The 23398-nt window shown below is 42.3% G+C and carries 18 protein-coding genes; all 18 read left to right on the top strand.

All coding sequences use genetic code 11. The features are described from left to right. Positions 1-502 precede the first annotated feature (502 nt). The 18 genes from Selli1_RS07450 (at position 503) to Selli1_RS07365 (ending at position 23397) form a co-directional block, all read left to right on the top strand. Positions 503-913, top strand: coding sequence for a single-stranded DNA-binding protein (locus tag Selli1_RS07450; RefSeq protein WP_049946959.1), 411 nt, complete (start codon positions 503-505; stop codon positions 911-913). A gap of 13 nt (positions 914-926) precedes the next feature. Then, on the top strand, positions 927-1376 hold the full coding sequence (locus Selli1_RS07445; RefSeq protein ID WP_118726027.1) for a hypothetical protein: 450 nt from the start codon (positions 927-929) through the stop codon (positions 1374-1376). Beyond that, positions 1345-2097 (top strand): phage antirepressor KilAC domain-containing protein, encoded by a 753-nt coding sequence (locus Selli1_RS07440; RefSeq protein ID WP_227147546.1) that lies wholly within the window; start codon positions 1345-1347, stop codon positions 2095-2097. The genes Selli1_RS07445 and Selli1_RS07440 overlap by 32 nt, the downstream gene beginning before the upstream one ends. Positions 2098-2167: 70 nt before the next feature. Then, complete coding sequence (locus tag Selli1_RS07435; RefSeq protein WP_026650181.1) at positions 2168-2659, top strand: PcfB family protein; 492 nt, start codon at positions 2168-2170, stop codon at positions 2657-2659. A 23-nt stretch (positions 2660-2682) separates the two neighbouring features. Then, entirely contained in the window at positions 2683-4542 is a 1860-nt protein-coding gene (locus tag Selli1_RS07430; RefSeq protein ID WP_222891062.1) for a VirD4-like conjugal transfer protein, CD1115 family, read from the top strand. A gap of 121 nt (positions 4543-4663) precedes the next feature. Continuing rightward, a complete protein-coding gene (locus Selli1_RS07425) occupies positions 4664-4879 on the top strand; it encodes a Maff2 family mobile element protein (protein ID WP_017144663.1) in 216 nt (71 codons plus the stop codon). Between the two features lie 12 nt (positions 4880-4891). After that, complete coding sequence (locus tag Selli1_RS07420; protein WP_005344182.1) at positions 4892-5761, top strand: VirB6/TrbL-like conjugal transfer protein, CD1112 family; 870 nt, start codon at positions 4892-4894, stop codon at positions 5759-5761. A gap of 22 nt (positions 5762-5783) precedes the next feature. Beyond that, positions 5784-6248, top strand: coding sequence for a PrgI family protein (locus tag Selli1_RS07415; protein WP_044956137.1), 465 nt, complete (start codon positions 5784-5786; stop codon positions 6246-6248). Next, the gene (locus Selli1_RS07410; protein ID WP_173705535.1) at positions 6130-8586 is read left to right on the top strand and encodes a VirB4-like conjugal transfer ATPase, CD1110 family; all 2457 of its coding nucleotides are present in this window, start codon (positions 6130-6132) and stop codon (positions 8584-8586) included. Before Selli1_RS07415 ends, Selli1_RS07410 begins: the two co-directional genes overlap by 119 nt. 16 nt (positions 8587-8602) lie before the next feature. Then, positions 8603-8713, top strand: a complete 111-nt coding sequence (locus Selli1_RS07405) for a DUF3789 domain-containing protein (RefSeq protein WP_118440830.1) — start codon at positions 8603-8605, stop codon at positions 8711-8713. 18 nt (positions 8714-8731) lie between these two features. Next, entirely contained in the window at positions 8732-11533 is a 2802-nt protein-coding gene (locus Selli1_RS07400; protein ID WP_118440831.1) for a CD1108 family mobile element protein, read from the top strand. Further along, a complete protein-coding gene (locus Selli1_RS07395) occupies positions 11514-11867 on the top strand; it encodes a DUF4315 family protein (RefSeq protein WP_227163109.1) in 354 nt (117 codons plus the stop codon). The genes Selli1_RS07400 and Selli1_RS07395 overlap by 20 nt, the downstream gene beginning before the upstream one ends. Next, positions 11830-13257, top strand: a complete 1428-nt coding sequence (locus tag Selli1_RS07390; RefSeq protein ID WP_028086446.1) for a CD1107 family mobile element protein — start codon at positions 11830-11832, stop codon at positions 13255-13257. Before Selli1_RS07395 ends, Selli1_RS07390 begins: the two co-directional genes overlap by 38 nt. After that, on the top strand, positions 13258-15330 hold the full coding sequence (locus Selli1_RS07385; protein WP_055195143.1) for a DNA topoisomerase 3: 2073 nt from the start codon (positions 13258-13260) through the stop codon (positions 15328-15330). A 68-nt stretch (positions 15331-15398) separates the two neighbouring features. After that, positions 15399-21695: a SpaA isopeptide-forming pilin-related protein gene (locus Selli1_RS07380; RefSeq protein WP_114002797.1), complete on the top strand. Its 6297-nt coding sequence runs from the start codon at positions 15399-15401 to the stop codon at positions 21693-21695. 72 nt (positions 21696-21767) lie between these two features. Then, positions 21768-21908 (top strand): hypothetical protein, encoded by a 141-nt coding sequence (locus Selli1_RS07375; protein WP_164651566.1) that lies wholly within the window; start codon positions 21768-21770, stop codon positions 21906-21908. Between the two features lie 6 nt (positions 21909-21914). Continuing rightward, entirely contained in the window at positions 21915-23015 is a 1101-nt protein-coding gene (locus tag Selli1_RS07370; RefSeq protein ID WP_026648906.1) for a DUF5688 family protein, read from the top strand. Between the two features lie 73 nt (positions 23016-23088). Further along, a complete protein-coding gene (locus Selli1_RS07365; protein WP_026648905.1) occupies positions 23089-23397 on the top strand; it encodes a hypothetical protein in 309 nt (102 codons plus the stop codon). Position 23398: the final 1 nt, after the last annotated feature.

Genomic DNA, 23398 nt, shown 5'->3' with positions numbered 1-23398 from the left:
TTCTAAAATCATGTCCGATTTTGTCGCTCCCAATACAGAGTATATGGAAGGCAAATTGAAAATCCTCTGATTTCCAAAAATCACAAACGTAAAAGAGGTTCAGACAGTTCTTCCGATTGCACCTTGACAATTGAAGGAGCTGATACATCTTGAGGAACATGCTTACCGGAGATAATCCGGCTCGTGCAGGCGAAGACTCCTACGGGAAGAGCGAAGCAATAATGATACCACCGAAGGGTACAGGACCTCTGCTGAAACAGAGACTGTGACTGTATTTTTACAGCCGGGTTATCTGGAATGATAACGATCAGATGTATATGTACAGACAAAGCCCAAATGTGAATACTTAGATTTTCTTATTTATATTACAGGAGAAATCCTGTAGCAAGTGGGGAATGGTTCGAATCCATTCCTCATTTTTTCGTGCAGAAAATGCACAGATTATTATCCTGTTTGAAATACCAGGGAAGGGTGTTGCAGGAAGAAAGGGAGGACAAAAAGAATGAATACGATTGTTTTAATGGGTAGACTTGCCAGAGATCCAGAAACTAAGCTGACATCTACGCAAAAGGGACAAACCAAAGTATCTAGGTTTCCACTGGTAGTAAAAAGAAATCGCACAAGCAAAGCATTTGTAGTGATGATCACAGCTTATGGAAATAATGCAGAATTTGTGGAGAAATATCTTGAAAAAGGAATTAAGATTGCTCTTTCCGGAGAGTTGGTAATCTCTCAGATCAAAGATGAACAGACTGGAACTGCATCCTATTATACCGAAGTCATTATGGATAATGTAGAGTTTGCAGAAGCCAAAACAAAAAAAGAAGAATCTGACGGATTTCAACCAGCAGAGAAGAGGAAGATTCCATTCGATATACCAGAAGAACTTGAACAAGAAATGCCATTTCGATAGGAGGACAAGATTTATGAGAAAATACTTTTTAGAATTATTTGCAATAGGATTGGTTGATTCAGAAGGAAGAATCAATACAGAACATATGACAAGCGATGCACTTATGACTTCCATGAAAACAATGGAAGAGCTGACAAAAATGAAAATGGATCGTTTAGTTTTGGAAACAACAATGGAGATGATCTTATGTATGTTTGAGTCATGTGACACAGAGGAATTTACAGAAATATTAGGCAAGCTGCTTGGCGGAAAGCAGACTTCTAAAGTGACAGCTCATTTGGAAGCACTGGAGGAATTGTTGACAGAAGAGGAATATAGTAGTTTCCTTGCAGAATATCTTGGTTATTTAACCGTGAATGTAGCAGAGTTTATTAGGAGCACAATCATTGAAAATGGTTTGATGTTACTTGCCGGTTCAGGAGGAGAAGAGGATGGAGAAGAGGATGGAGAAGACGGATTATAAAATCACAGAGTTTCACAATTCGGAGTTTGGTTCCATCCGTATGATTGAAGATGGAGGCAGACTTTTATTTTCTGGAATGGATGTAGCATTTGCTTTGGGATATGCAAAACCAAGAAATGCGATAAATGTTCATTGCAAGGGGGCCCTGAAACGGGGCGTCCTTACATCAGGTGGGGTACAGCCAATGATTTTTATTCCAGAGGGAGATGTATATCGGCTGATTACAAAAAGTCGTTTAAAGTCAGCACAGAATTTTGAGAAGTGGGTATTTGATGAGGTACTTCCGGCTATTAGGAAAACAGGCGGATATTTAGAGACCGATCTTTTAGACAGGGTAAAAGATAACCCGGAACTTCTTTTGGAATTTGCCGAGAGACTTTTGGCAGAAAACAATCGAAATCGAGAATTGCAAAATCGTGTAAAGGATATGCAGCCAAAAGCAGATTATTATGATCATTTCATGATTACAGGAGAATGCACCAATATTCGAACGACGGCAAAAGAGATTGAATTTCCAGAAAGAAAATTTGTGAAACTTCTTTTAAATAGAGGATTTCTATATAGGAGTCCATCCGGCACGCTGTTACCCTATGCGGTGGAGAAGAACAATGATCTGTTTATTGTAAAAGACTATTTTAACAATGGACATCTTGGTTCACAGACATTGGTTACACCAAAAGGAAAAGAATTTTTTAAAGCGTTGTGTGCGGAGGAAGAGTAAAGAATGAAGGAGGTGGTTGCCATGATTACAGATCTGGACAGCAGTTAAATCGCTGAAAGGAGGGAAAATCATGCAGGAAGAGGTAACTCAGAAAACGGTCACGTTCTGCATTCGGACTACCAAAGTAACAGCAGATTTATTGAAAAAGGTTCTTGCTGCTTATCTGCGTCATCAGAAGCAGAAATCGGTAGAGAAGAAAGCGAAGAAGAATCAGCCGAAACAGGGAAAGGTCACGGTAAAAGAGCTGGCAAAACAAAATGCCGGGATGGTCAATATCGAGATCACAAATAAGAATATCAAGTCCTTTGAACGTTATGCCAGAAAATACGGGATCAATTATGCTTTGAAAAAAGATAAGAGTAAAGATCCACCGATGTATCTGGTGTTTTTTAAAGGACGTGATCAGGATGCCCTCAATGCTGCTTTCCGTGAGTTTTCCCAGAAACAGATTCAAAAAGCGAATAAGCCTTCTATTCACAAGCGTCTTGCAACTTACAGAGCAATGATGCCAAAGAAATCGAAGGACAAAGTAAAGAACCGGCATCAGGAGCAGAGCCGATGAAAAAGCAAATCGGTAAAAATCTGATGCAAAAATGGAAGAATAAGATCAGGGTCAGGCTGTCCGCCCTGGATAAAAAGAAACTGGTTCTTACCAATATCCCATATATCTTAACTGCTTTTTATACAAATCGGGCATCATTTCTTTACAGAAACAGTCTGGGAGAAGATATTGGGAACAAGCTATTATATGCGATGGAACATGCAGACAGGATTCTTACTGGATTGCAGCCAAGTTTTAACTGGCGTGATATGCTGACAGGAATTGTAGCAGCTGTCATTCTGAAATTACTGGTATGGCAGAAACAGTCAGATGCAAAGAAACTCCGGAAAGGAATCGAGTATGGTTCAGCCAGATGGGGAAACGCTGAGGATATTAAACCTTATATGTCGGAAGATCCCTGGATGAATATTCCATTAACAGCAACAGAAGCATTGACTATGGAAAGTAGACCTAAACAGCCAAAGTATGCAAGAAATAAAAATATAGTGGTCATTGGCGGCAGTGGTTCCGGAAAAACTCGATTTTTCGTTAAGCCGTCAGTCATGCAGATGAACTGTTCCATGGTCATTACAGATCCGAAAGGCACTCTGATCGAGGAGTGCGGGAAGATGTTAGCAAAGGGACCACCTAAGAAAGATAAGAATGGAAATATTATGAAAGATAAATCAGGAAAAGTGGTACACGAACCATATGTGATTAAGGTTCTGAATACTATCAACTTTTCCAAATCGCTTCATTACAATCCATTTGCTTATATACGGTCTGAAAAAGATATCCTGAAGCTGGTTACAACAATTATTGTTAATACCAAAGGCGAAGGGGAAAAAGCTTCCGAAGATTTTTGGGTGAAAGCAGAGAAGCTGTTGTACACGGCATTGATTGCTTTTATCTGGTATGAAGGAGATGAAGAGGAAAAGAATCTGAATACCCTTCTGGATCTTTTGAATGAAAGCGAAACCCGTGAAGAGGATGAAACTTACCAGAATCCAGTGGATATGATGTTCCAGGAACTGGAAGAAAGAGATCCGCAGCACTTTGCGGTCAGACAGTATAAAAAATACAAAATGGCGGCTGGCAAAACAGCCAAAAGTATTCTTATTTCCTGTGGTGCGAGGCTGGCACCATTTGATATAGCAGAACTTCGTGAGATCATGTCTTATGATGAAATGGAACTGGATAAGATCGGGGACAGGAAGACAGCCTTGTTTTTGATTATGTCCGATACAGATACAACATTTAACTTTGTGATTGCCATGTTACAGTCACAGCTTTTCAATCTGCTTTGTGACAAAGCAGATGATGAATATGGTGGAAGACTGCCAGTTCATGTGCGTGTCATTGCTGATGAGTTTGCCAATATTGGACAAATTCCTCAGTTTGACAAGCTGATTGCAACCATCCGAAGCAGGGAAATCTCTGCTTCTATTATTTTGCAGTCACAGAGTCAGCTAAAGGCAATGTATAAGGATAGTGCAGATACTATTCTGGGTAACTGTGATACCACACTATTTCTTGGAGGAAAAGAGAAAACTACCTTAAAGGAAATGAGCGAGCTTCTGGGTAAGGAAACCATTGACCTGTATAACACTTCGGAAACGAGGAGCAATCAGAAGTCCTTTGGATTGAATTACCAGAAAACAGGCAAACAGCTGATGACAGAAGATGAGATTGCAGTCATGGATGGTGGAAAATGTATCCTGCAGATCCGTGGGGCCAGACCATTTTTCTCGGACAAATATGATATCACGAAACACAAAAACTATCGGCTTCTTGCAGATGAAAACGAGAAGAACCGGTACAAAGTAGAGAAAGAGTTAAATCCGCAGTACACACCGAAATCTGAAGAAGAGGTGGAAGTAATTCATGTAGAACTGTCGGAGTAACCTTGGGAATGAACAGAAAATAATGAGGAAAGGAATAACTGACATTAGGTGCACCGGCTTTTTAGTCGGTGTATTTTCGTTCCCGTAAACACCTGAAAGAAGTCAGTTTTGGTGAATGTATATGGCATTTTTTAGCAGTGCAATTACAACTTTAAAAACTCTTGTAGTCGCAATCGGCGCAGGTCTTGGCGTGTGGGGTGTCGTAAACCTTCTGGAAGGATATGGAAACGACAATCCCGGTGCTAAGAGCCAGGGCATCAAACAGCTGATGGCTGGTGCCGGAATCATGCTGCTGGGAACTACCCTGATTCCACAGCTGGCAACATTGTTCTCTTAAGAGGAGTGGTAGATGAACACCATCATTGAGAGAATTACGGAAGCGATAAAGGATATCCTGATCGGGCTTATCAAGTCCTGTTTGGATAACATGTTCACGTCTGTCAATGAGCAGGTGGGAACCATAGCCGGGCAGGTGGGACAGACACCGCAGGGATGGAATGCCGGAATCTTCAATCTGATCCAGAACATTTCCCAAACGGTGATTGTCCCCATTGCGGGACTGATCATCACATTTGTCCTGTGCTATGAACTGATTACGATGGTAACGCAGAAAAACAATTTCCATGAATTTGAGACTTACAACATTTTCCTCTGGATCTTTAAGGCGTATGTAGCCATTTATCTGGTGACGAATACGTTCAATATCACGATGGCGGTCTTTGACGTTGGCCAGCATGTGGTCAACAATGCCGCCGGAGTAATTTCCGGAAACACAGCAGTGGACGCATCGGAAGCAATCACAAGGATTGTGGATGCACTGGAAGATATGGAACTGGGGGATTTGTTCTTGTTATCCATGGAAACGCTGCTGATCAGTATTACCATGCGGATTCTGTCGATCATTATAACCGTTATTTTATACGGAAGAATGATAGAGATTTACCTTTATACTTCCATAGCACCAATTCCGTTTGCCACCATGACCAATAAGGAATGGGGCAATATCGGAAACAACTATTTAAAAGGCTTGTTCGCACTGGCATTTCAGGGATTCTTCATGATGGTCTGTGTGGGAATTTATGCAGTTTTAGTAAATGCAATGACCATATCCAGTGACCTTCATGCAGCAATGTTTTCAGTAGCGGCTTATACCGTGATTCTTGCATTTTCATTATTCAAGACCGGAAGCCTTAGCAAATCAATATTCAATGCCCACTAACGGGCAGGAAAGGAGCACATACATGGCGTATGTACCAGTACCCAAAGACCTTACAAAGGTCAAAACAAAAGTAGCGTTAAATCTGACAAAGCGGCAGCTGATTTTCTTTTCACTTGCCGCAGTTGCGGGAATTCCGTTTTATCTGTTCATGAGAAAACCAATCGGTTCCAGTATCGCAGCCATCCTGATGGTAACGATCATGCTTCCGTTTTTCTTCATGGCAATGTATGAAAAAGACGGTCTTCCCTTTGAAAAAGTGGTGGCAAATATCATTCGACAGAAGTTTATCTGTCCGGCAGTAAGACCATATAAGACAGAAAATTTTTATCAGGAGATTTCCACCCTTGTAAAAAAGGAGGGTGTGCCGGATGGCAAAAAAGACAAAGCAGGAGGCTCAGCAGGAGCGTCTGTCCCTGGCGGAAAAAAGAAACCGTCAGGAAAGAAGAAACAAAAAAAGCAGAAAAGAAAGAGAACAGGAAAAGCGTAGGAAGAAGCAGGAACGGGACCGCAGGAAACAGAAAAACATTCCTACAACAGCACAGCAGAGTATTCCGTATATTCGGATGCTGCAGGATGGTATTTGCCAGGTGACAAAGACCTTTTTCTCCAAGACGATTCAGTTTTATGACATCAACTATCAGCTTGCTTTAAATGAGGATAAGACTACGATATTTGAGAATTATTGTGATTTCTTAAATTACTTTGATTCTTCCATCAGTGTGCAGCTGTCTTTTATCAATCAGCAGGTGGATGTGGCAGAATTTGAGAAAAGCATTGACATTCCGGATCAGAACGATGACTTCAATGCCATTCGTGAAGAATACCGTACCATGTTGAAGAATCAGCTTTCCAAGGGAAATAATGGTCTGGTGAAGACAAAGTATATCACTTTTGGAATCGAAGCAGAAAGCCTGAAGGTGGCAAGGCCAAGGCTTGAAAGAGTCGAAACAGATATCTTAAATAACTTTAAGGTCCTGGGAGCACAGGCACATTCCCTGAATGGTCTGGAAAGGCTGGAGATTATGTATCATGTGTTCAACCAGGATCGGATTGAACCATTTAAGTTCCAGTATAAGATGCTTCCGGAAACCGGATTAAAGACCAAAGATTTTATTGCACCGACTTCCTTTAACTTTTCCAAGAATCAGACATTTTTGATGGGAAGAACGCTGGGAAGTGTGAGTTACCTGCAGATTCTTGCACCGGAGCTTACAGACCGGATGCTTGCAGATTTCCTGGATGTGGATGACAGCATCAATGTCAACATTCATATCCAGTCCATTGACCAGAGTTCTGCAATCAAGATGATCAAGAGTAAGATTTCAGATCTGGATAAGATGAAGATTGAAGAGCAGAAACGGGCGGTACGTTCCGGTTATGATATGGACGTGCTTCCATCGGACCTTATAACCTATGGAGAAGAGGCGAAAAACCTGCTGGAAGATCTGCAGTCCAGAAATGAGAGAATGTTCCTTGTGACGGTTCTGGTAATGAATACCGCAAAGAAGCGTCAGAAGCTGGATAACAATATTTTCCAGGTGCAGGGAATCGCACAGAAATATAACTGTTCCTTAAAACAGCTGGATTATCAGCAGGAAGCAGCACTCATGTCCTGTATTCCGCTGGGAGTCAATCGGATTGAAATTCAGAGAGGGCTTACCACATCTTCAACAGCGATCTTCGTGCCGTTTACGACACAGGAACTGTTTCAGGAAGGGGAGGCTCTTTATTATGGACTGAATGCATTATCCAACAACATGATTATGGTTGATCGAAAACGTTTGAAGAACCCGAATGGACTGATTCTTGGTACACCAGGTTCCGGTAAGTCCTTCTCAGCAAAGAGAGAAATTACAAACTGCTTCCTGATCACAGAAGATGATATCATCGTCTGCGATCCAGAAGCCGAATATTCGGCACTTGTGCAGGCACTGCACGGGCAGGTGGTACGGGTTTCTCCGGTATCTGACCAGTATATCAATCCAATGGATCTGAACCTGAACTATTCCGAGGAAGATAATCCACTGTCATTGAAAGCAGATTTTATTCTGTCGTTGTGTGAGCTGATTGTTGGAGGAAAGAATGGACTGGAGCCGGTAGAAAAAACTATCATTGACCGTTGTGTGCGGTTGGTTTATCAGGAATATCTTGCCAATCCCGTACCGGAGAAGATGCCAATCCTAGAGGATTTATATAACCTTCTGAGAAAACAGGAAGAGCCAGAAGCACAGCGACTGGCCACTTCGTTGGAAATCTATGTTACAGGTTCTTTGAATGTGTTTAACCATCAGACAAACGTGGATATCAATAACCGCATTGTCTGCTTTGATATCAAGGAACTTGGTAAGCAGTTGAAAAAGATTGGGATGCTCGTCATCCAGGATCAGGTTTGGAACAGGGTAACGATGAACCGTTCTGCCCATAAATCCACCAGATACTATGTGGACGAGTTCCATCTTCTCTTAAAAGAAGAACAAACTGCAGCCTACAGCGTGGAGATTTGGAAGCGATTCCGTAAATGGGGTGGTATTCCAACGGGCATCACCCAGAATATTAAGGATTTGCTGTCTTCCAGGGAAATCGAGAATATATTTGAAAATTCAGATTTTATTTATATGCTGAACCAGGCTTCCGGAGACAGGCAGATTCTGGCAAAACAGCTGAATATCTCACCAACTCAGCTGTCCTATGTAACCAACAGCAATGAGGGTGAAGGACTTCTGTTCTATGGAAATGTCATTATCCCATTTGTAGACAGATTCCCGAAGAATTCCCTCTATAAAATCATGACAACCCGCTTAGAGGAGACTTCTGAAGCAGGTTAAATCAAAGGAGAAAGCAATGGTACGAGCAATTTCATATGTATTAACTTTTAGTGGCGGTGCTGTATTTGGCATCGCTTTTCTCTGTTTATTACAGGCAGGGAAAGGGTATCCGAAGAAGGAGGAGTAATCAGTGGCAGAACAGAGAATGAAAGTCAGAGACAAGAAAGTCCAGAAGATGACCAAGGATGGTCTGGTGGAAGAAAACCTGACAGATAAATCTTCTGTTCGTGTCAGTAACCGTGTCGGTGATGTGCAGATGGGAAGAAAACAGGGGGAAAAAGAAGAAAACCTTGTGGATAAGTCTCCCCGCCAGTCTGAACGGAGTGGGAAAAATATTCGACCCTCTGTGCAAAAATCCAGAGATGCACCGGAACTGATACGGACAGAGAAGCAAAGTGAGGATTTTGGACAGTGTAGTAAACAGCAAAATAGAAAAAGAATCCGTGCTGAAGTCGGAAAAGAATCCAGACTTGCAGAAAAATCCGAAGCCGGACAGTCAGGGAGACTGAAAGAAAAACGTGCTGATCTATCAGAAAACAGAGGAGACAGCCGGAGAAATCAGACAGGTGGCAGCAAAAAGCCAAAACAAAAACAACGTTTGAAGTTTGCTTATGAGGAAACTGGTGCTTCTGTGAAAAATGACAAAGATATGGAGAAATTGAACCAGATGGATACGGATGGAGTCAATTTCCGCCATCAGAAACAGAAAGAAAAAGCCAAAAAGTTTTCTTATGAAGAAGCAAGAAAGAAAAAGGAAGCAAAGCAGCATTCCAAGAAAGCACAGGTCTATCAGGCAAATGAAGGGGAAGCTCCTGGAAAGAAGAAATCCCGCTTGAAGTTTGGAGAAGGGGAATCTGTGAAAACTGAAAAAACTTCTGTTGTCAAGAAAGCAGGAAGTGCAACTTCCGCAGCATTGCACCGTGAGATCAGCAAAAATGAAGATGATAATGCGGCGGTAGAAGGTGCCCATAAGTTAGAAGAAAGCGGCGAAGGTGTTTACCGGCTGGAACAGAGAAGTGCCAGACGCAGGAAACAGAGGGCATCCAGAAAAAGAAGCAGACTTGAAAGACAGGCAGAGAAACAGACACAGGCTGCAGCCCGTCAGGAGCAGAAGAAACTGAAAAAACAGATTCAGAAGCAACAGATCAAACGGGATTATGCCAAAGCGAAGAGAAGTGAACAGACAGTAGGAACAGCTACAAAAGGTACGATTGATTATATCAAGAAGATTGGCGGCAAAGTCACCAACTTCTTTAAAGAAAACCGGAAGGTGTATATCAGTGTAGCAGTTCTGATCGGATTGATGTTTCTGATCATAACGAATGTCACGTCTTGCTCTGCAGTGTTTTTACAAAATGTGATCACTTATACCGGAACCAGTTATCTGTCATCGGATCAGGCAATCCGGGAAGCGGAACTGTATTACACACAGCTGGAAGCTAATCTGCAGGAGCGGATCAACAACATGGAATCGGAAGAACCGGGGCATGATGAGTACCGCTATGATATTGGTCCGATAGAGCATGATCCGTTTATCCTGATCAGTTACCTGTCTGCAAAATATGAGGAGTTTACGTTTGAGCAGGTGAAGCCAGAACTGGATGCGTTGTTTGCAGAGCAATACCATCTGACTACTGAAGCAGTGAATGAGACTGTGACAGAGACTGCGACAGTAAGGGTTGGAGAATCTTTGGGACAGGTTGTTACCAGTGGCTATTGCAACTGCCCAATCTGTTGTGGTATTTGGAGCGGAGGACCGACTGCCAGTGGAGCATATCCAACTGCCAATCATACCTTAGCGGTAGATGCTTCCAATCCGTTTGTACCAATGGGAACAAAGGTAGTTATGAATGGTGTCGAATATACCGTAGAAGATACCGGAGCTTTCGCAAGATACGGTGTACAGTTTGATGTCTATTATGACAGTCATGCGGCAGCATCTGCACATGGACATCAAACATGGGAATGTTATCTGGCAGATGATAATGGAAGCAATGAAGTGGAAGTGACCAGGACAAGAGATGTAGATGTGCTGAATGTCACCTTAAATAGTGGAAACCTGATGTCAATCTGTCAGGACAGGTTGGGATTTTTCCAGAAAGAACTGTTCAGTGCCTACAACGATACAAAAGGCAACTTGCAGATGTTTGCAACACCGGTTGATTTTAACTGGTATTCCAGTGTGACCAGCTATTATGGATACAGGATTCATCCAATATCAGGAGCAAATCAGCTTCATAATGGTATGGATATCGGAGCACCGGAAGGGACAAAAGTAATGGCAGGGCTGACCGGAACGGTTACAACTTCTGCTTATAACGACAGCTATGGCAATTATGTTGTGATCAAGGACAGTAAAGGCTATGAACTGCGGTATGCACATTTAAGCAGCCGGAGTGTATCTGCAGGAGCATCCGTCACGAAAGGTGATGAGATAGGGCTTGTAGGAAATACTGGAAATTCTACAGGAAGCCATCTTCACATTGAACTTCTGAAAAATGGAGAGCGGTTAAACCCGATCTTTTATCTGGAAACAGGAGAAGGGGCAGGATTTGGCGGCAATGAATATACCAGTGAAGCAGCACAGCGTTTGTTAAATGAAGCAGCGAGATATCTTGGGACACCGTATGTGTGGGGTGGATATTCGCCAAGTGGATTTGACTGTTCTGGATTCGTAAGTTACTGCCTGACACATTCAGGTGTAAGGAATACAGGAAGATTAACGGCACAGGGATTGTATGACATTTGTACGCCGGTATCTCAGTCAGAAGCACAGCCAGGAGATCTGATCTTCTTTACAGGTACTTACGATGCAGGAGTTCCGGTAACGCATATCGGAATCTATGTGGGCAATGGTCAGATGATCCATTGTGGGCATCCGGTGCAGTATACGTCCATCAACTCTCCATACTGGCAGAGTCATTTCTATGGATTCGGACGATGGTAAGGAAAAGGGCGGTGTAACAGCCGTCCGGAAAGGAGAAGCGATGAAAAGTCTTGAAAAAGCAACGGCAGATTATGAGAAAGCCAAGGAAAAAATGGAAGCATCCAAAGCCAGATATGAAGCAGATTTAAAGCGTTTCAAGGCTGCGGAGATAGCAAAAACAGAAGCGGAAAATCTGGAAATTGTAAAAATTATCCGTGCAATGGATATGAGCATTCCAGAGCTGGAAGCTTTCAAAAAGAGAATGAAAAATGAACTGCCCGGCAGGGTAGAAATACAGAAGGAGGAAACAAGGTCTGATGATGAATTTAGAGAAGATGAAACAGAAGAAATCTAAAAATAGCGTGAAAAAAGGATTGCTTGCGGCAACAACGATTCTTTGCTTGACATCGCCTATGTTGCAGACACAGAGTGTGTTAGCGGCAGAGAATACAGCACCCGCAATTACGATTGAAAAGCCAGATGGCTGGAGACAGGGGGAAACGGCAGTCGCAATTACTGTGGATGCCAGTCATATGCCAGAAGGATTTTCTATCACAAAAATTGAAGCGAAAGCTGGGAAAGACGGAAGCTGGCAGGATGTGACAGGGAATGGAAGTATTTCCATTACTGGTAATCAGACGGTCTATGTGCGTGTGACAGATGGTGAGGGGAAGGTCTATGAGCAGAATCGCTCTATTAAGTGTTATGACACAGAAAAGCCTACGCTTTCTGCATCTCTGACAGATGGTGTACTGACGATTCAGGGAAATGATACCGTTTCCGGCATTACTTCTGTGACAGTTAATGGCACCACTTATACAGATCTGAAGGATGGAATGCTGAGAGTGCAACTGACACAGAAAGATTTTACAACAAAACAGATTGAAATCACGGTAACGGATGGTGCCGGAAATACTTCTGAAAAGTATGTGTTGCAGAATCCTTATTATGAATGGGCAAAGAAGCAGGCAGAGAAACAGAAAACTTCAGGTGACAGCAATGGTGCGATGGCAACCACGACCAGTGCAGATGCAACTGGGACTGAGAAAACAACGACTTCACCACTTCCGCAGGATGCACAGGCTTCTGAGCCAACAGATGCAAAAGGAACTGTGGATGATCGGACAGTGACAGGTATTGAGGAACAGCTTAATAAAGAAGGCGAGACAGCAGATTCTGTTACCAAAACAGCTACGGAAGGCACAAAAGAGTTTTATACCATTTCAACTAAGAGTGGTAAGATTTTTTATCTGATCATCGACAATTCAAAATCTCAGGATAATGTGTATTTCCTTACCGAAGTCAGTGAGAAAGACCTGATGAACTTCACACTTTCTGATTCTGTGACACTTCCGGAAGTAGATATTGTTTATGCAGAACCAGAGAAACAGGCTGAAGAAGAAAAGCCGGAAACGACAGAGACAGATGAGAAAGATAAGGTAGAGGATGAAATTCAGATGCCAGAAGACAAAAGTTTGGCAGGGACTTATCTACTGATCGGATTGGTTGCTGTTGGAGCTGCGGCAGGTGGTTATTACTTGAAAGTCTACAAACCGAAACATGAATATGATGATGAAGATGAGATGGAAGAGGATGAAAATGAATCCGAAGATTCAGAGTCAGAAAAACGGGAGGTAGACGATGCAGATGAGCAGGAAGAACAGGAAAATGCAGGGACAGAAGTTTTGAAAGATGAAGATTTCAATGATGAGGTACTAGAAGATGAAGAAGAGGAGCAGGAGTAAATGAAATTAGTGATTGCAGAAAAGCCATCGGTTGCGATGGCACTGGCTTCCGTGCTTGGAGCCAGAACAAGAAAAGATGGCTACGTGGAGGGAAACGGTTATATCGTTTCCTGGTGCGTAGGACATCTGGTTGGATTATGTGATGCATCGGAATACGATGAAAAATATAAAAAATGGAGATATGATGATCTGCCGATTGTGCCAGAATGTTGGAAACATAAGGTATTGGAAGGTACGAAAAAGCAGTTTGGAATCTTAAAGAAACTTATGAGAGATTCCAAAGTAGATGAAGTGATCTGTGCCACTGATGCAGGACGTGAAGGTGAGCTGATCTTCCGTCTGGTGTATGAGCAGGCAGGATGTAAAAAGCCGATGAAGCGACTCTGGATCTCTTCCATGGAAGAACAGGCAATTAAAGATGGATTTGCGTCATTAAAAGACGGTTCGTGTTATGACAGTCTCTATCAGTCAGCTCTTTGCAGGGCAAAGGCTGACTGGCTGGTGGGAATCAATGCGAGCCGTCTTTTTTCTGTTCTGTATAACCAGAATCTGAAAGTTGGAAGAGTACAGACACCAACACTTGCCATGATCGTGGATCGAAATCAGAAGATCAAGGAATTTACCAAAGAGAAATATTATATGGCTCATATCAAATTTGACGATATGGATGCGGTCACAGAGAATTTTCAGAAAAAAGAAGATGCAGATAAAGTGGCTGCAGAGTGTCAGGAGCGCATGTGCGAAGTGGAGAAGGATGATGTGAAAGAGAAAACGGTCCGCCCTCCGAAGCTTTATGATCTGACCACCCTGCAGAGGGAAGCTAACAGAATGTTTGGCTATACCGCACAGCAGACATTGGATGCTGTGCAGGAGATGTATGAGCAGAAGCTTGTCACTTATCCGAGAACAGACAGCCAGTATCTGACAGATGAGATGGGAGAAAGTACAGAAACTCTGATTCAGATGTTATTTGGGAAAATGCCTTATGCTGAAGGTCTGGAATATCAACCGGACGTGAGTAAGGTATTAAATTCAAAGAAAGTATCCGATCACCATGCGATTATCCCAACCATGGAAGTAGCCAAAGCAGATATTGGTGAACTGAAAGAACGAAGCCGCAAGATTTTGTATTTGATCAGTGCCAGGGTTCTGACAGCAACTGCAGATCCTTATATTTATGAGAGTCATAAATGTCAGATTACCTGCAATTATCATACGTTTTATCTCAATGCAAAGAAAACAAAACAGGAAGGGTTCAAGACAATTGAGAAAAAACTGAAACAGTTCTTTGGAATCATTGCAGAAAAAGAAGAGCCGGAGTTGGATATCTGGGCAGGCAAGCATTATGGTCCCTGTGATTCTTTTGTATCGGAGCATTTTACACAGCCACCGAAACAGTACACAGAAGATACCCTGCTTTCTGCGATGGAACGTGCAGGGAATGAAGAGCTGACCGAAGATACAGAAAAGAAAGGACTTGGTACTCCTGCAACAAGGGCAGCAATCATTGAAAAACTGATTCAGTCTGGCTTTGTGAAAAGGGAAAAGAAAAATCTGGTGCCGACAGATGATGGAAATGTGCTGATTACGGTTCTACCGGATGAGATTAAATCTCCGAAGATGACCGCAGAGTGGGAAATGGCATTGAATCATATTGCCCAGAATACAGAGACAGCAGATGAATTCCTAAATGGGATTACAGAGCTGATGCAGGAACTGGTTGCCAGGTATCAGGGGATTTCAGAAGAGAAGAAAAATCAGTTTCAGGGAAAGGCAAAAGGAGAAGTCATTGGCAAATGTCCCCGCTGTGGAGCAGATGTCAGGGAAGGAAAAGTAAATTTTTACTGTTCTGACCGGAAATGTGCTTTTACCTTATGGAAAAATGATAAATTTCTTGCAAGCCAGGGAAAAAAGATGGATAAGGTGGCAGCAAAGAAGTTCCTGTCTAAAGGAAAAATCCATTATAAGGATCTGGTATCAAGAAAAACAGGGAGACAGTATGAAGCAACTGTGGAGATGGTCGATCCCGGAGAGGGAAATGTACAGTTCAATCTTATTTTTCCACAACGATAAGTAGTGTATTGCAGGCAGTCTAAGGACTGTCTGTTTTAATACAAATATATGAAAGAGAGGACCTTAGCATGAAGAAAAAAGGTAATTTTAGAAAAGTAGTATCTGGCTTGCTGGCAGGCATGACAATGCTTAGTACAGTGCTGTCTCCGATGACGGCATATGCAGCGGAGATCCAGCCAGAGGAAAAACCTCCACTTTATGAGGAAGTGAAAGACCTTCTGGATGAAGATGAGGTGGTGACTGCCAAAGATTATGAAATTGAAACAGGCAGTGTATTTGATGTGAAATCAGATTACACGGGACTGGAAATCAAGGATGATAACAAGGTCAAAGTCACATTTGAGGAAGCAAAGAATGACAAGGATGAGGATTTTACGACAGATCATGCGGACACTTACAAAGCGGTCTATTATGTGGAACCGGTAAATCAAGAGCATCCGAAGTACCAGATCAGCCGAAAACTGATTGTGCGTGAGAAAGCAACAGAAGCTCAGACTGAAACTGCAGGGAGTGAAGCAGTGACCGAATCAGAAACCGCTGGCAGTGAACAGCAGACAGAGGAAGCGGAGGATTCAGAAGCAGACTCGGAGATTACCGATATTGACGCTGATGAATTTGATGATTTAGTAGAGCAGGCACAGAATCAGGATACCTATGATGAAGAATCAGGGTTAGAGCTTCATGATGTTTTGGAACAGGCAGGAGACGAAGGTGTGGATCTTGATGCTATGGAAGAGGGAGAGATTGCAACATTTGAAGCAGTTTCAGCTTATTCAGCAAGAAGTACACAGCAGGTAACAATTGAAAAAGGACCACTGTATAGATATGCAGATTATAATCTTGGAACCTATCTGACAGAGCCGTACTATATCAGCTACGGAAACGTCAGAGCAATTGCGTATTGTGTACAGCCAGCTAAGCCAGGACCTGGATCTGGAAATTATACAATTACAAAGATTGGAGACAATCAGGCGTTAGCAAAAGTGTGTTATTACGGCACAGATGCCGCAGGGAGCGAAAGCTTTTTTGCGAATAAACACACGGATTTTTCAGAAGGAAAAAGATTCATCATCATTCACATGGCTGCATCATATGCCAACGGAAGCAGTGATGCATTTTACGGAACCAATGCTACAGGAGAGGCTTTGGCAAAAGAACTCTATAATTATTGTGTGAATAAGCCGGAAATACCAGATGTAGCGATGTCATTTTCAAAGCCGGATGTAAAAGCTTATGTAGATAGAAATGTTCAGAGAACGGAGAACATTAAGTTCAACGCATCTTCCCAGCAGAAAATCACAATGGACTTACCAAAAGGAGTAAAGCTCCATAATGTATCTACTGGAACCGTAAGTGCGGCAGGTGCAAGCGTAACAATTGGAGGAGGAACCACGTTTTATCTCTCAGCTCCTCTGACACAGACAAGAGATGTAAGTGATACTTTTTCTGCAAAAATGAAGGGAAGTATTACAAAAGATTATTCAGCATATAAATTGACTACGAATGCAAGTGTTCAGGATCTGGCATTTGTATTTGGAGAAGGTGTTGCTGATGAAAAATATGTAAGCTTAAAGGTCTCATGGATTGAACAGGCTACGATCGAAATCGTAAAGAAAGACGATACAGCGAATGTCAATCTTGCAGGTGCAGTATTTGGCGTTTACAGCGATGAGGCTTGTACAAAGCTGATCACTCAGATGCCTGCAACAGATAAGAATGGAAAATCCTCTGTTACGATTATCAAGACACAGGATACCGTTTATCTGAAAGAAATCACAGCACCACAGGGATATGTAGTAAATGCAACGGCAACAAATGTAAAACTGGTAGCAAGTAAGACCTCAGCTGTAACCGTGGAAAATAAGGAGCAGCTTGCAGAGCTTACTGTTTATAAAGAAGGTCAGGTGCTTACCGGAGCAGAAGTCAGTGAGAGTGGAACCGTATTCCATTATGAGAACCGCAGACAAAAAAATGCTGTTTACAACGTGTATGCCGGAGCAGATATTGTGACTGCGTATGGTACAAAAGTGTACAGCAAAGGTGATCTGGTGAAAGAAAATCTGACAACAGGTGAGAATGGCTCTGTTACCCTGAAGAATCTCCATCTAGGAACTTATGTGGTAAAAGAAGCAAAAGCACCGGACAACTTCTATAATGGCGGCGAAGAAAAGACAGTGACGCTGACTTATGCCGGACAGAATAAAGAAGTTGTATTTGCGGATGTCACCTTCAACAATGAGCGTCAGAAAGCAGAAGTCACTGTAGTAAAACAGGATAAAGATACAAAGAAACCGCTGGAAGGTGGTATTTTCGCCCTGTATGCGGCAGACGATATCAAAAATGCAGATGGTGTAGTTGTTGTAAAGAAAGGCACCCTGATTGAGAAAGCCACTACCGGTGAGGATGGAAAGGCAAAATTCACAGCAGATCTGCCTATCAATCATTCCTATTCCGTAAAAGAAGACCAGGCACCAGAAGGCTATGTAAGAAATACAGAAGACGTGTATACGTTCAAGTTCTCTTACACCAATGATAAAGAAGCAACCGTATCTTTCGCCCATACCTTCAGCAATGACCGTGTGACAGCAAAAATCAATTTATTCAAAGTTGATAAAGAAACAGGAAAAGCCGTTCCGCAGGGCGATGCAACACTGAAAGGTGCAGTCTACGGATTATATGCCCGTGAAGATATCGTGCATCCGGATGGAGCAACCGGTGTGATTTATAAAGCAGGGGAACAGGTGGCTTCTCTTACAACGGATGAAAAAGGACAGGCTTCTGTAGATGGCTTATATCTTGGCAAATATTACGTCAAGGAGATCACACCACCGACCGGATACCTGGCAGATACAGAAGAACATGATCTTGAATGTAGTTATGAAGGTGATATGACTGCAGAAGTAAAAAGAGAATGCATTTCCAGTGAACAGGTGATCAAGCAGCCGTTCCAGATTATCAAAGCAGCCAACAATGGAAAGACCGATGCAGATCTGTTATCCGGAGCCGGATTTACAGTTTATCTGAAATCTTCCCTTACAAAGAAAGCAGATGGAAGCTATGATTTTGATTCTGCTAAACCAGTAGTGAGTGGAGAAAACGGAGCTACTGAGATTTTTACAGATGAAAAAGGTTATGCCTGCAGTATTCCATTACCATTTGGAAGCTATATTGTCCGTGAAACAACAACACCACACAATTACAAGCCAGTCGATGATTTTGAAGTGAATATCACAGAGAACCATCCGAATGAGCCACAGATCTGGCGTGTGCTTCTGGACAAAGAGTTCAAGGCAAAATTGAAAATTGTGAAAAAAGACGATGAAACAAAGAAATCAGTCCTGATTGCAGGAACAGAATTTAAGGTATATGACCTGGATAACAAAAAATATGTGGAGCAGGTAACTACTTATCCTGTGACAACCACACACAAGTCCTATTTTACAGACAGTCAGGGTTATCTGATCATGCCAAAGAACCTGAAAATCGGACATTACCGGATTGAGGAAGTCAACGCACCGGAAGGGTACACAATCAACAAGAATTATATGGAGATTGCTGTTGATGCAAACACTGCTTATCAGATGGATTCAGAAAGCGGCGATGCCATTATCACAGTTGATTACGAGAATCATCCGGTAAAAGGAAAGCTGACGATCTATAAAAAAGGTGAGATGCTGAGTGGATTCAAAAAGGATTTTGTTTATGAAGAAAAATATCTGAAAGGTGCAGAGTTTAACGTCTATGCAGCGGAAAATATCTACACACCGGATTATCAGAAAGATGAAAATGGAAACAGACAGCTGATTTATGCAAAAGATGCTCTGGTAACAACGGTAACGACCGGGGAAGACGGAAAAGCAGTTGCAGATAACCTGCCGCTTGGTTCTTACTATGTGGTAGAAAAAACAGCACCGGAAGGATTTGTTCTGAACCATGACAGATCGGATGTAGCATTTGTCTATGCAGATCAGGATACACCTGTGATCGAACAGGAAGTGACTGTTGGTGATGACAGACAGAAAGTTGCAATCCAGGTAGAAAAACAGGATGCAGAAAACGGAGCAACGGTAGAAGGTGCAGTCTTTGGCATTTATAACAAAGATGATATCAAAGCAGAAGGCAAAGTCATTGTCAACGCTGATACCCTGTTACAGGAAATGACTTCTGATAAAGATGGAATTGCTTCCTGTACGCTGGATCTGCCACTCGGACAGTATTATGTAAAAGAGTTAAAGGCACCGGCAGGATTCGTTTCTTCCGATGAAGTTCTGAATCTGGATGCTTCTTATCAGGGACAGGACGTGAAGACAGTAAAACTGAAAACAGTGAAGAAGAATCAGCCGACAACGGTTGAAATTACAAAATCAGATGTGACAACAGGTGTGGAACTGGATGGAGCAAAACTCACCGTTCTTGATAGAGAGGGGAATGTCGTAGATCAGTGGACTTCTGTAAAAGACCAGCCACATGTGATTAAACGACTGACCGTTGGGGAGGAATATACCCTTCGTGAAGAAATCGCACCGTATGGATATCTGAAAGCAACGGATGTGAAGTTCACACTGGAAGATACCGCAGAGATTCAGAAGGTAGAGATGAAAGATGAAGTGCCGACAGGACTTTTAATCATCAACAAAAATGGAGAATTTTTGGATAAAGTGACACTTCTGGACAATGTAAAAGGCACTGTGGAGCATCTCTTCGAATATGTAACCGGAAGCCTTACAGATGTGACTTTCGATGTATTTGCTGCGGAAGATATCAAAGCGGCAGATGGTGTCAGCAAAGATTATTACAAAGCAGATGAAAAAGTAGGAACTATTACTACAGATTCCAATGGTATTGCACAGATGGATAATCTCCCGGCAGGCAAATACTATGTGAAAGAAGTTAAAACTGCCCATGGCTATGTATTGGATGGAGAACCGAGATATGTTGATCTTTCCTACCGTGATCAGGACACACCGGTAATCACTTATGATGAAAAATGGCAGAATACCCGTCAGAAAGTAAAGGTTACTGTTCTGAAGAAAGAAAAAGATACAGACCGTGTTCTTGCAGGCGGCGTCTTCGGCCTTTATACCAGTGAAGATATCAAAAATGTAAACGGAGATGTGTTGCTTGAGAAAGATTCCCTCATCGAGCAGAAAGCAACCGATGAGAAAGGACAGATCACTTTTGCGGCAGATCTTCCAGTAGATGGAAAATATTATGTAAAAGAGAACAGTGCACCGGACGGATTTGTGACAACGGAAGAAGTGCAGGAGTTTACCTTTGAATATGCCGGAGAAGATCAGGCAGAAGTAAGCTATGATTTTACGTTTGAAAATCAGCCGACCACAGTGGAACTGACAAAAACAGACCTGACCACAGGCAAAGAACTTCCAGGTGCACACCTGAAAGTGACGGATGCAGATGGAAATGTTGTGGATGAATGGACTTCTACAGAAGAATCTCATGTGATCAAAGAACTTGTTGTAGGTAATGAGTATACCATGACGGAAACAAAACCGGCAGACGGATATGTTACTGCAGAGAGCATTACCTTTACGGTTGAGAATACAGCTGAGATTCAGAAGCATGAGATGAAAGATGATGTGACCAAGGTTCAGATCAGCAAGACAGATATCACAGGAGATACAGAGATTCCTGGTGCAAAACTAACGATTCTTGATAAGGACGATCAGGTAGTAGAGAGCTGGACTTCCACAGAGGAGGCACACTATATTGAAAAACTGCCAATTGGTAGATACACCTTACGAGAGGAACAGGCACCAAAAGGATATCTTTTGACATCGGATGTGACATTTGAGGTGAAGGATACTGGAGAAATCCAGAAAGTGGTTATGAAAGATGATACTGCCAAGGGAAAAGTCATTCTCAATAAGACAGATAAATCATCTGGGGAACCGCTGAAAGGAGTAGAATTTGAATTCCGTGACAGCAAAGGAAAGGTCCTGGAAACCTTAAAAACAGATGCTGCCGGTCATGCCGAGAGTAAGCTGTATGAGATTGCCGCATTCAAGAACGGCAAATATGATACAGCAATCAAGTATTATCTGGTGGAGACAAAAACACTGGATGGATACACACTGGATCAGACCAAGCATGAAGTGACATTTGCCTACGCAGACGACAGTACGCCGGTTGTAGAAGTTACTTTCAATCTGACAAATGAGAAACCGGAAGTTCCGGAAACACCAAGCACACCAGATGTGCCGCAGTCCCATGAAGAGACGAAGGTATCAGATGCACCGAAGACAGGAGATAACACAAATATCTGGCTGCCGATTCTGCTTCTGCTTATCTCTACCGGAGGCATGGCAGGACTTTATATCAGCAGAAAGAAAATCAGAAAACAGTAATCCTCAGTAAAGGGGGCCCTGAATCAGGGCTCCCTTTAAAATACAAAAATTCACAGAAAGGGACAGAAAAATATGATGAAAACAATGGAAAAGAGACAGGAAGCAAGAAAGAACCAGGAGAGAACTTTAAAAAGAATGATGGCTTATCAGAAAAAAGCCGAGCAGATGGTCAGCAGGAAAAGAATGAACCATCACATGATCAGAAAGGGGTAAAAGCGTATGATGAACAGAAAAGAATTTTATGAATATGTCAAAGATAATGTAAAAGACTATTTGCCGGATTCATATCAGAATGGAGAAATCCGTATTGAAGAAGTTGCAAAAAATAATGGATTAAGGTTGACTGGCATTTCAATTCCACAGGGTGATCAAAGAGCTGTGCCGATGGTATATCTGGATTCTCTTTATATGGAATATGTCAATGGAAAAAATCTGGATTCCTGTGTGGGTGATGTGGCAGATATGCGTATTGAAGTGCAGGACAAAGCGGCATTTATCAATATGGGTCTTCCGGATATTTTGGATTATGAAAAAATGAAGGACAAATTACAGGTGAGAATCTGTGACCGGGAATGGAATGAAGAACGCCTGGCTGATAAAGTTGTTACCGAACATGGAGATTTTGCAGCATATTACGCAGTGAATGTGGAAGAAAACGAGGGAGGAATTGGTAGTATTCCGGTTACTGTCAATCTTATGAATGAATGGGGTGTGACAGCAGAACAAATCCAGGCAGATGCAGTGGCGGCAGACAGAAATCGTGGTGTTGTTTTGATGGACATGAATGAAATGATAAAATCCATGATTTTTGGTGAAGAAGCAGAAAATCTTTTGAATGAAAAACTGAATGTTGAAGCAATGGAAAATCCAATGTTCTGTCTTTCAAATGCACAAAAAATGAATGGTGCATCACTGTTACTGCAGGAAGATATTCGTAAGCAGATCGGTGAATGCCTGGGAAGTGATTATTTTGTTCTTCCCTCTTCAATTCATGAGGTGCTGATTCTTCCTGATAACGGAATGTTTGAAGTACCGGAATTAAATGCCATGGTACAGGAAGTCAATGAGACGCAGGTAGAGAGGCAGGAACAGCTTTCGGATAAGGTTCAGTTCTGTGATGGAAAGACAGCAGTTATGGAAAATGCCGAACGCAGGGAAGCACGTCTGGAGAAAGAAAAAGCAGCAGAAAAAGCAACTGGGAGAACAGAAGCAAAAGGTGGAATCCATGGAAAACTGGAGAAAGCCAAGGCGGAGATCAAAGCAAAAGGGACAGATACAATCCCAAAGAATAGGGCGAAAGACCTTGCCTCAGTATTATAACGAGAAATAACGATGATTTTGAGGGGACTGTGTGAGCAGTCCCTAATTTTATGAAGATGGAGGAGAAAAGAATATGGACTGGTGTTTATATGGTGATGATAAAAGAAAGGAAATGGATAGAGATTTAAAACCGGAATATCTTTTGGATGACTTACGGAGATATCAGGATGTATTTGGTGAAGAATTTGGTGTAAAAGAGCTTCTTATGCTGGAGGATATCCGGGTAAAGGCTATGATTGCCGGAGCACTTGCAGATATGCCGGAATTTCTTATTGATCAGATTGGAAAAGCAAGTAACAGTAGTAATTTTCCTTCTATGACAAGGGCAATGGAACGGATTGCCGATGTTGTAGAAGAAAAGTGGGAAGAAGAAAGGGAGTAAC

Origin of the sequence: Sellimonas catena (genome assembly GCF_027924685.1) — a bacterium.
Classification (GTDB): domain Bacteria; phylum Bacillota; class Clostridia; order Lachnospirales; family Lachnospiraceae; genus Sellimonas; species Sellimonas catena.
This window is presented reverse-complemented; position numbering and strand designations above follow the sequence as displayed.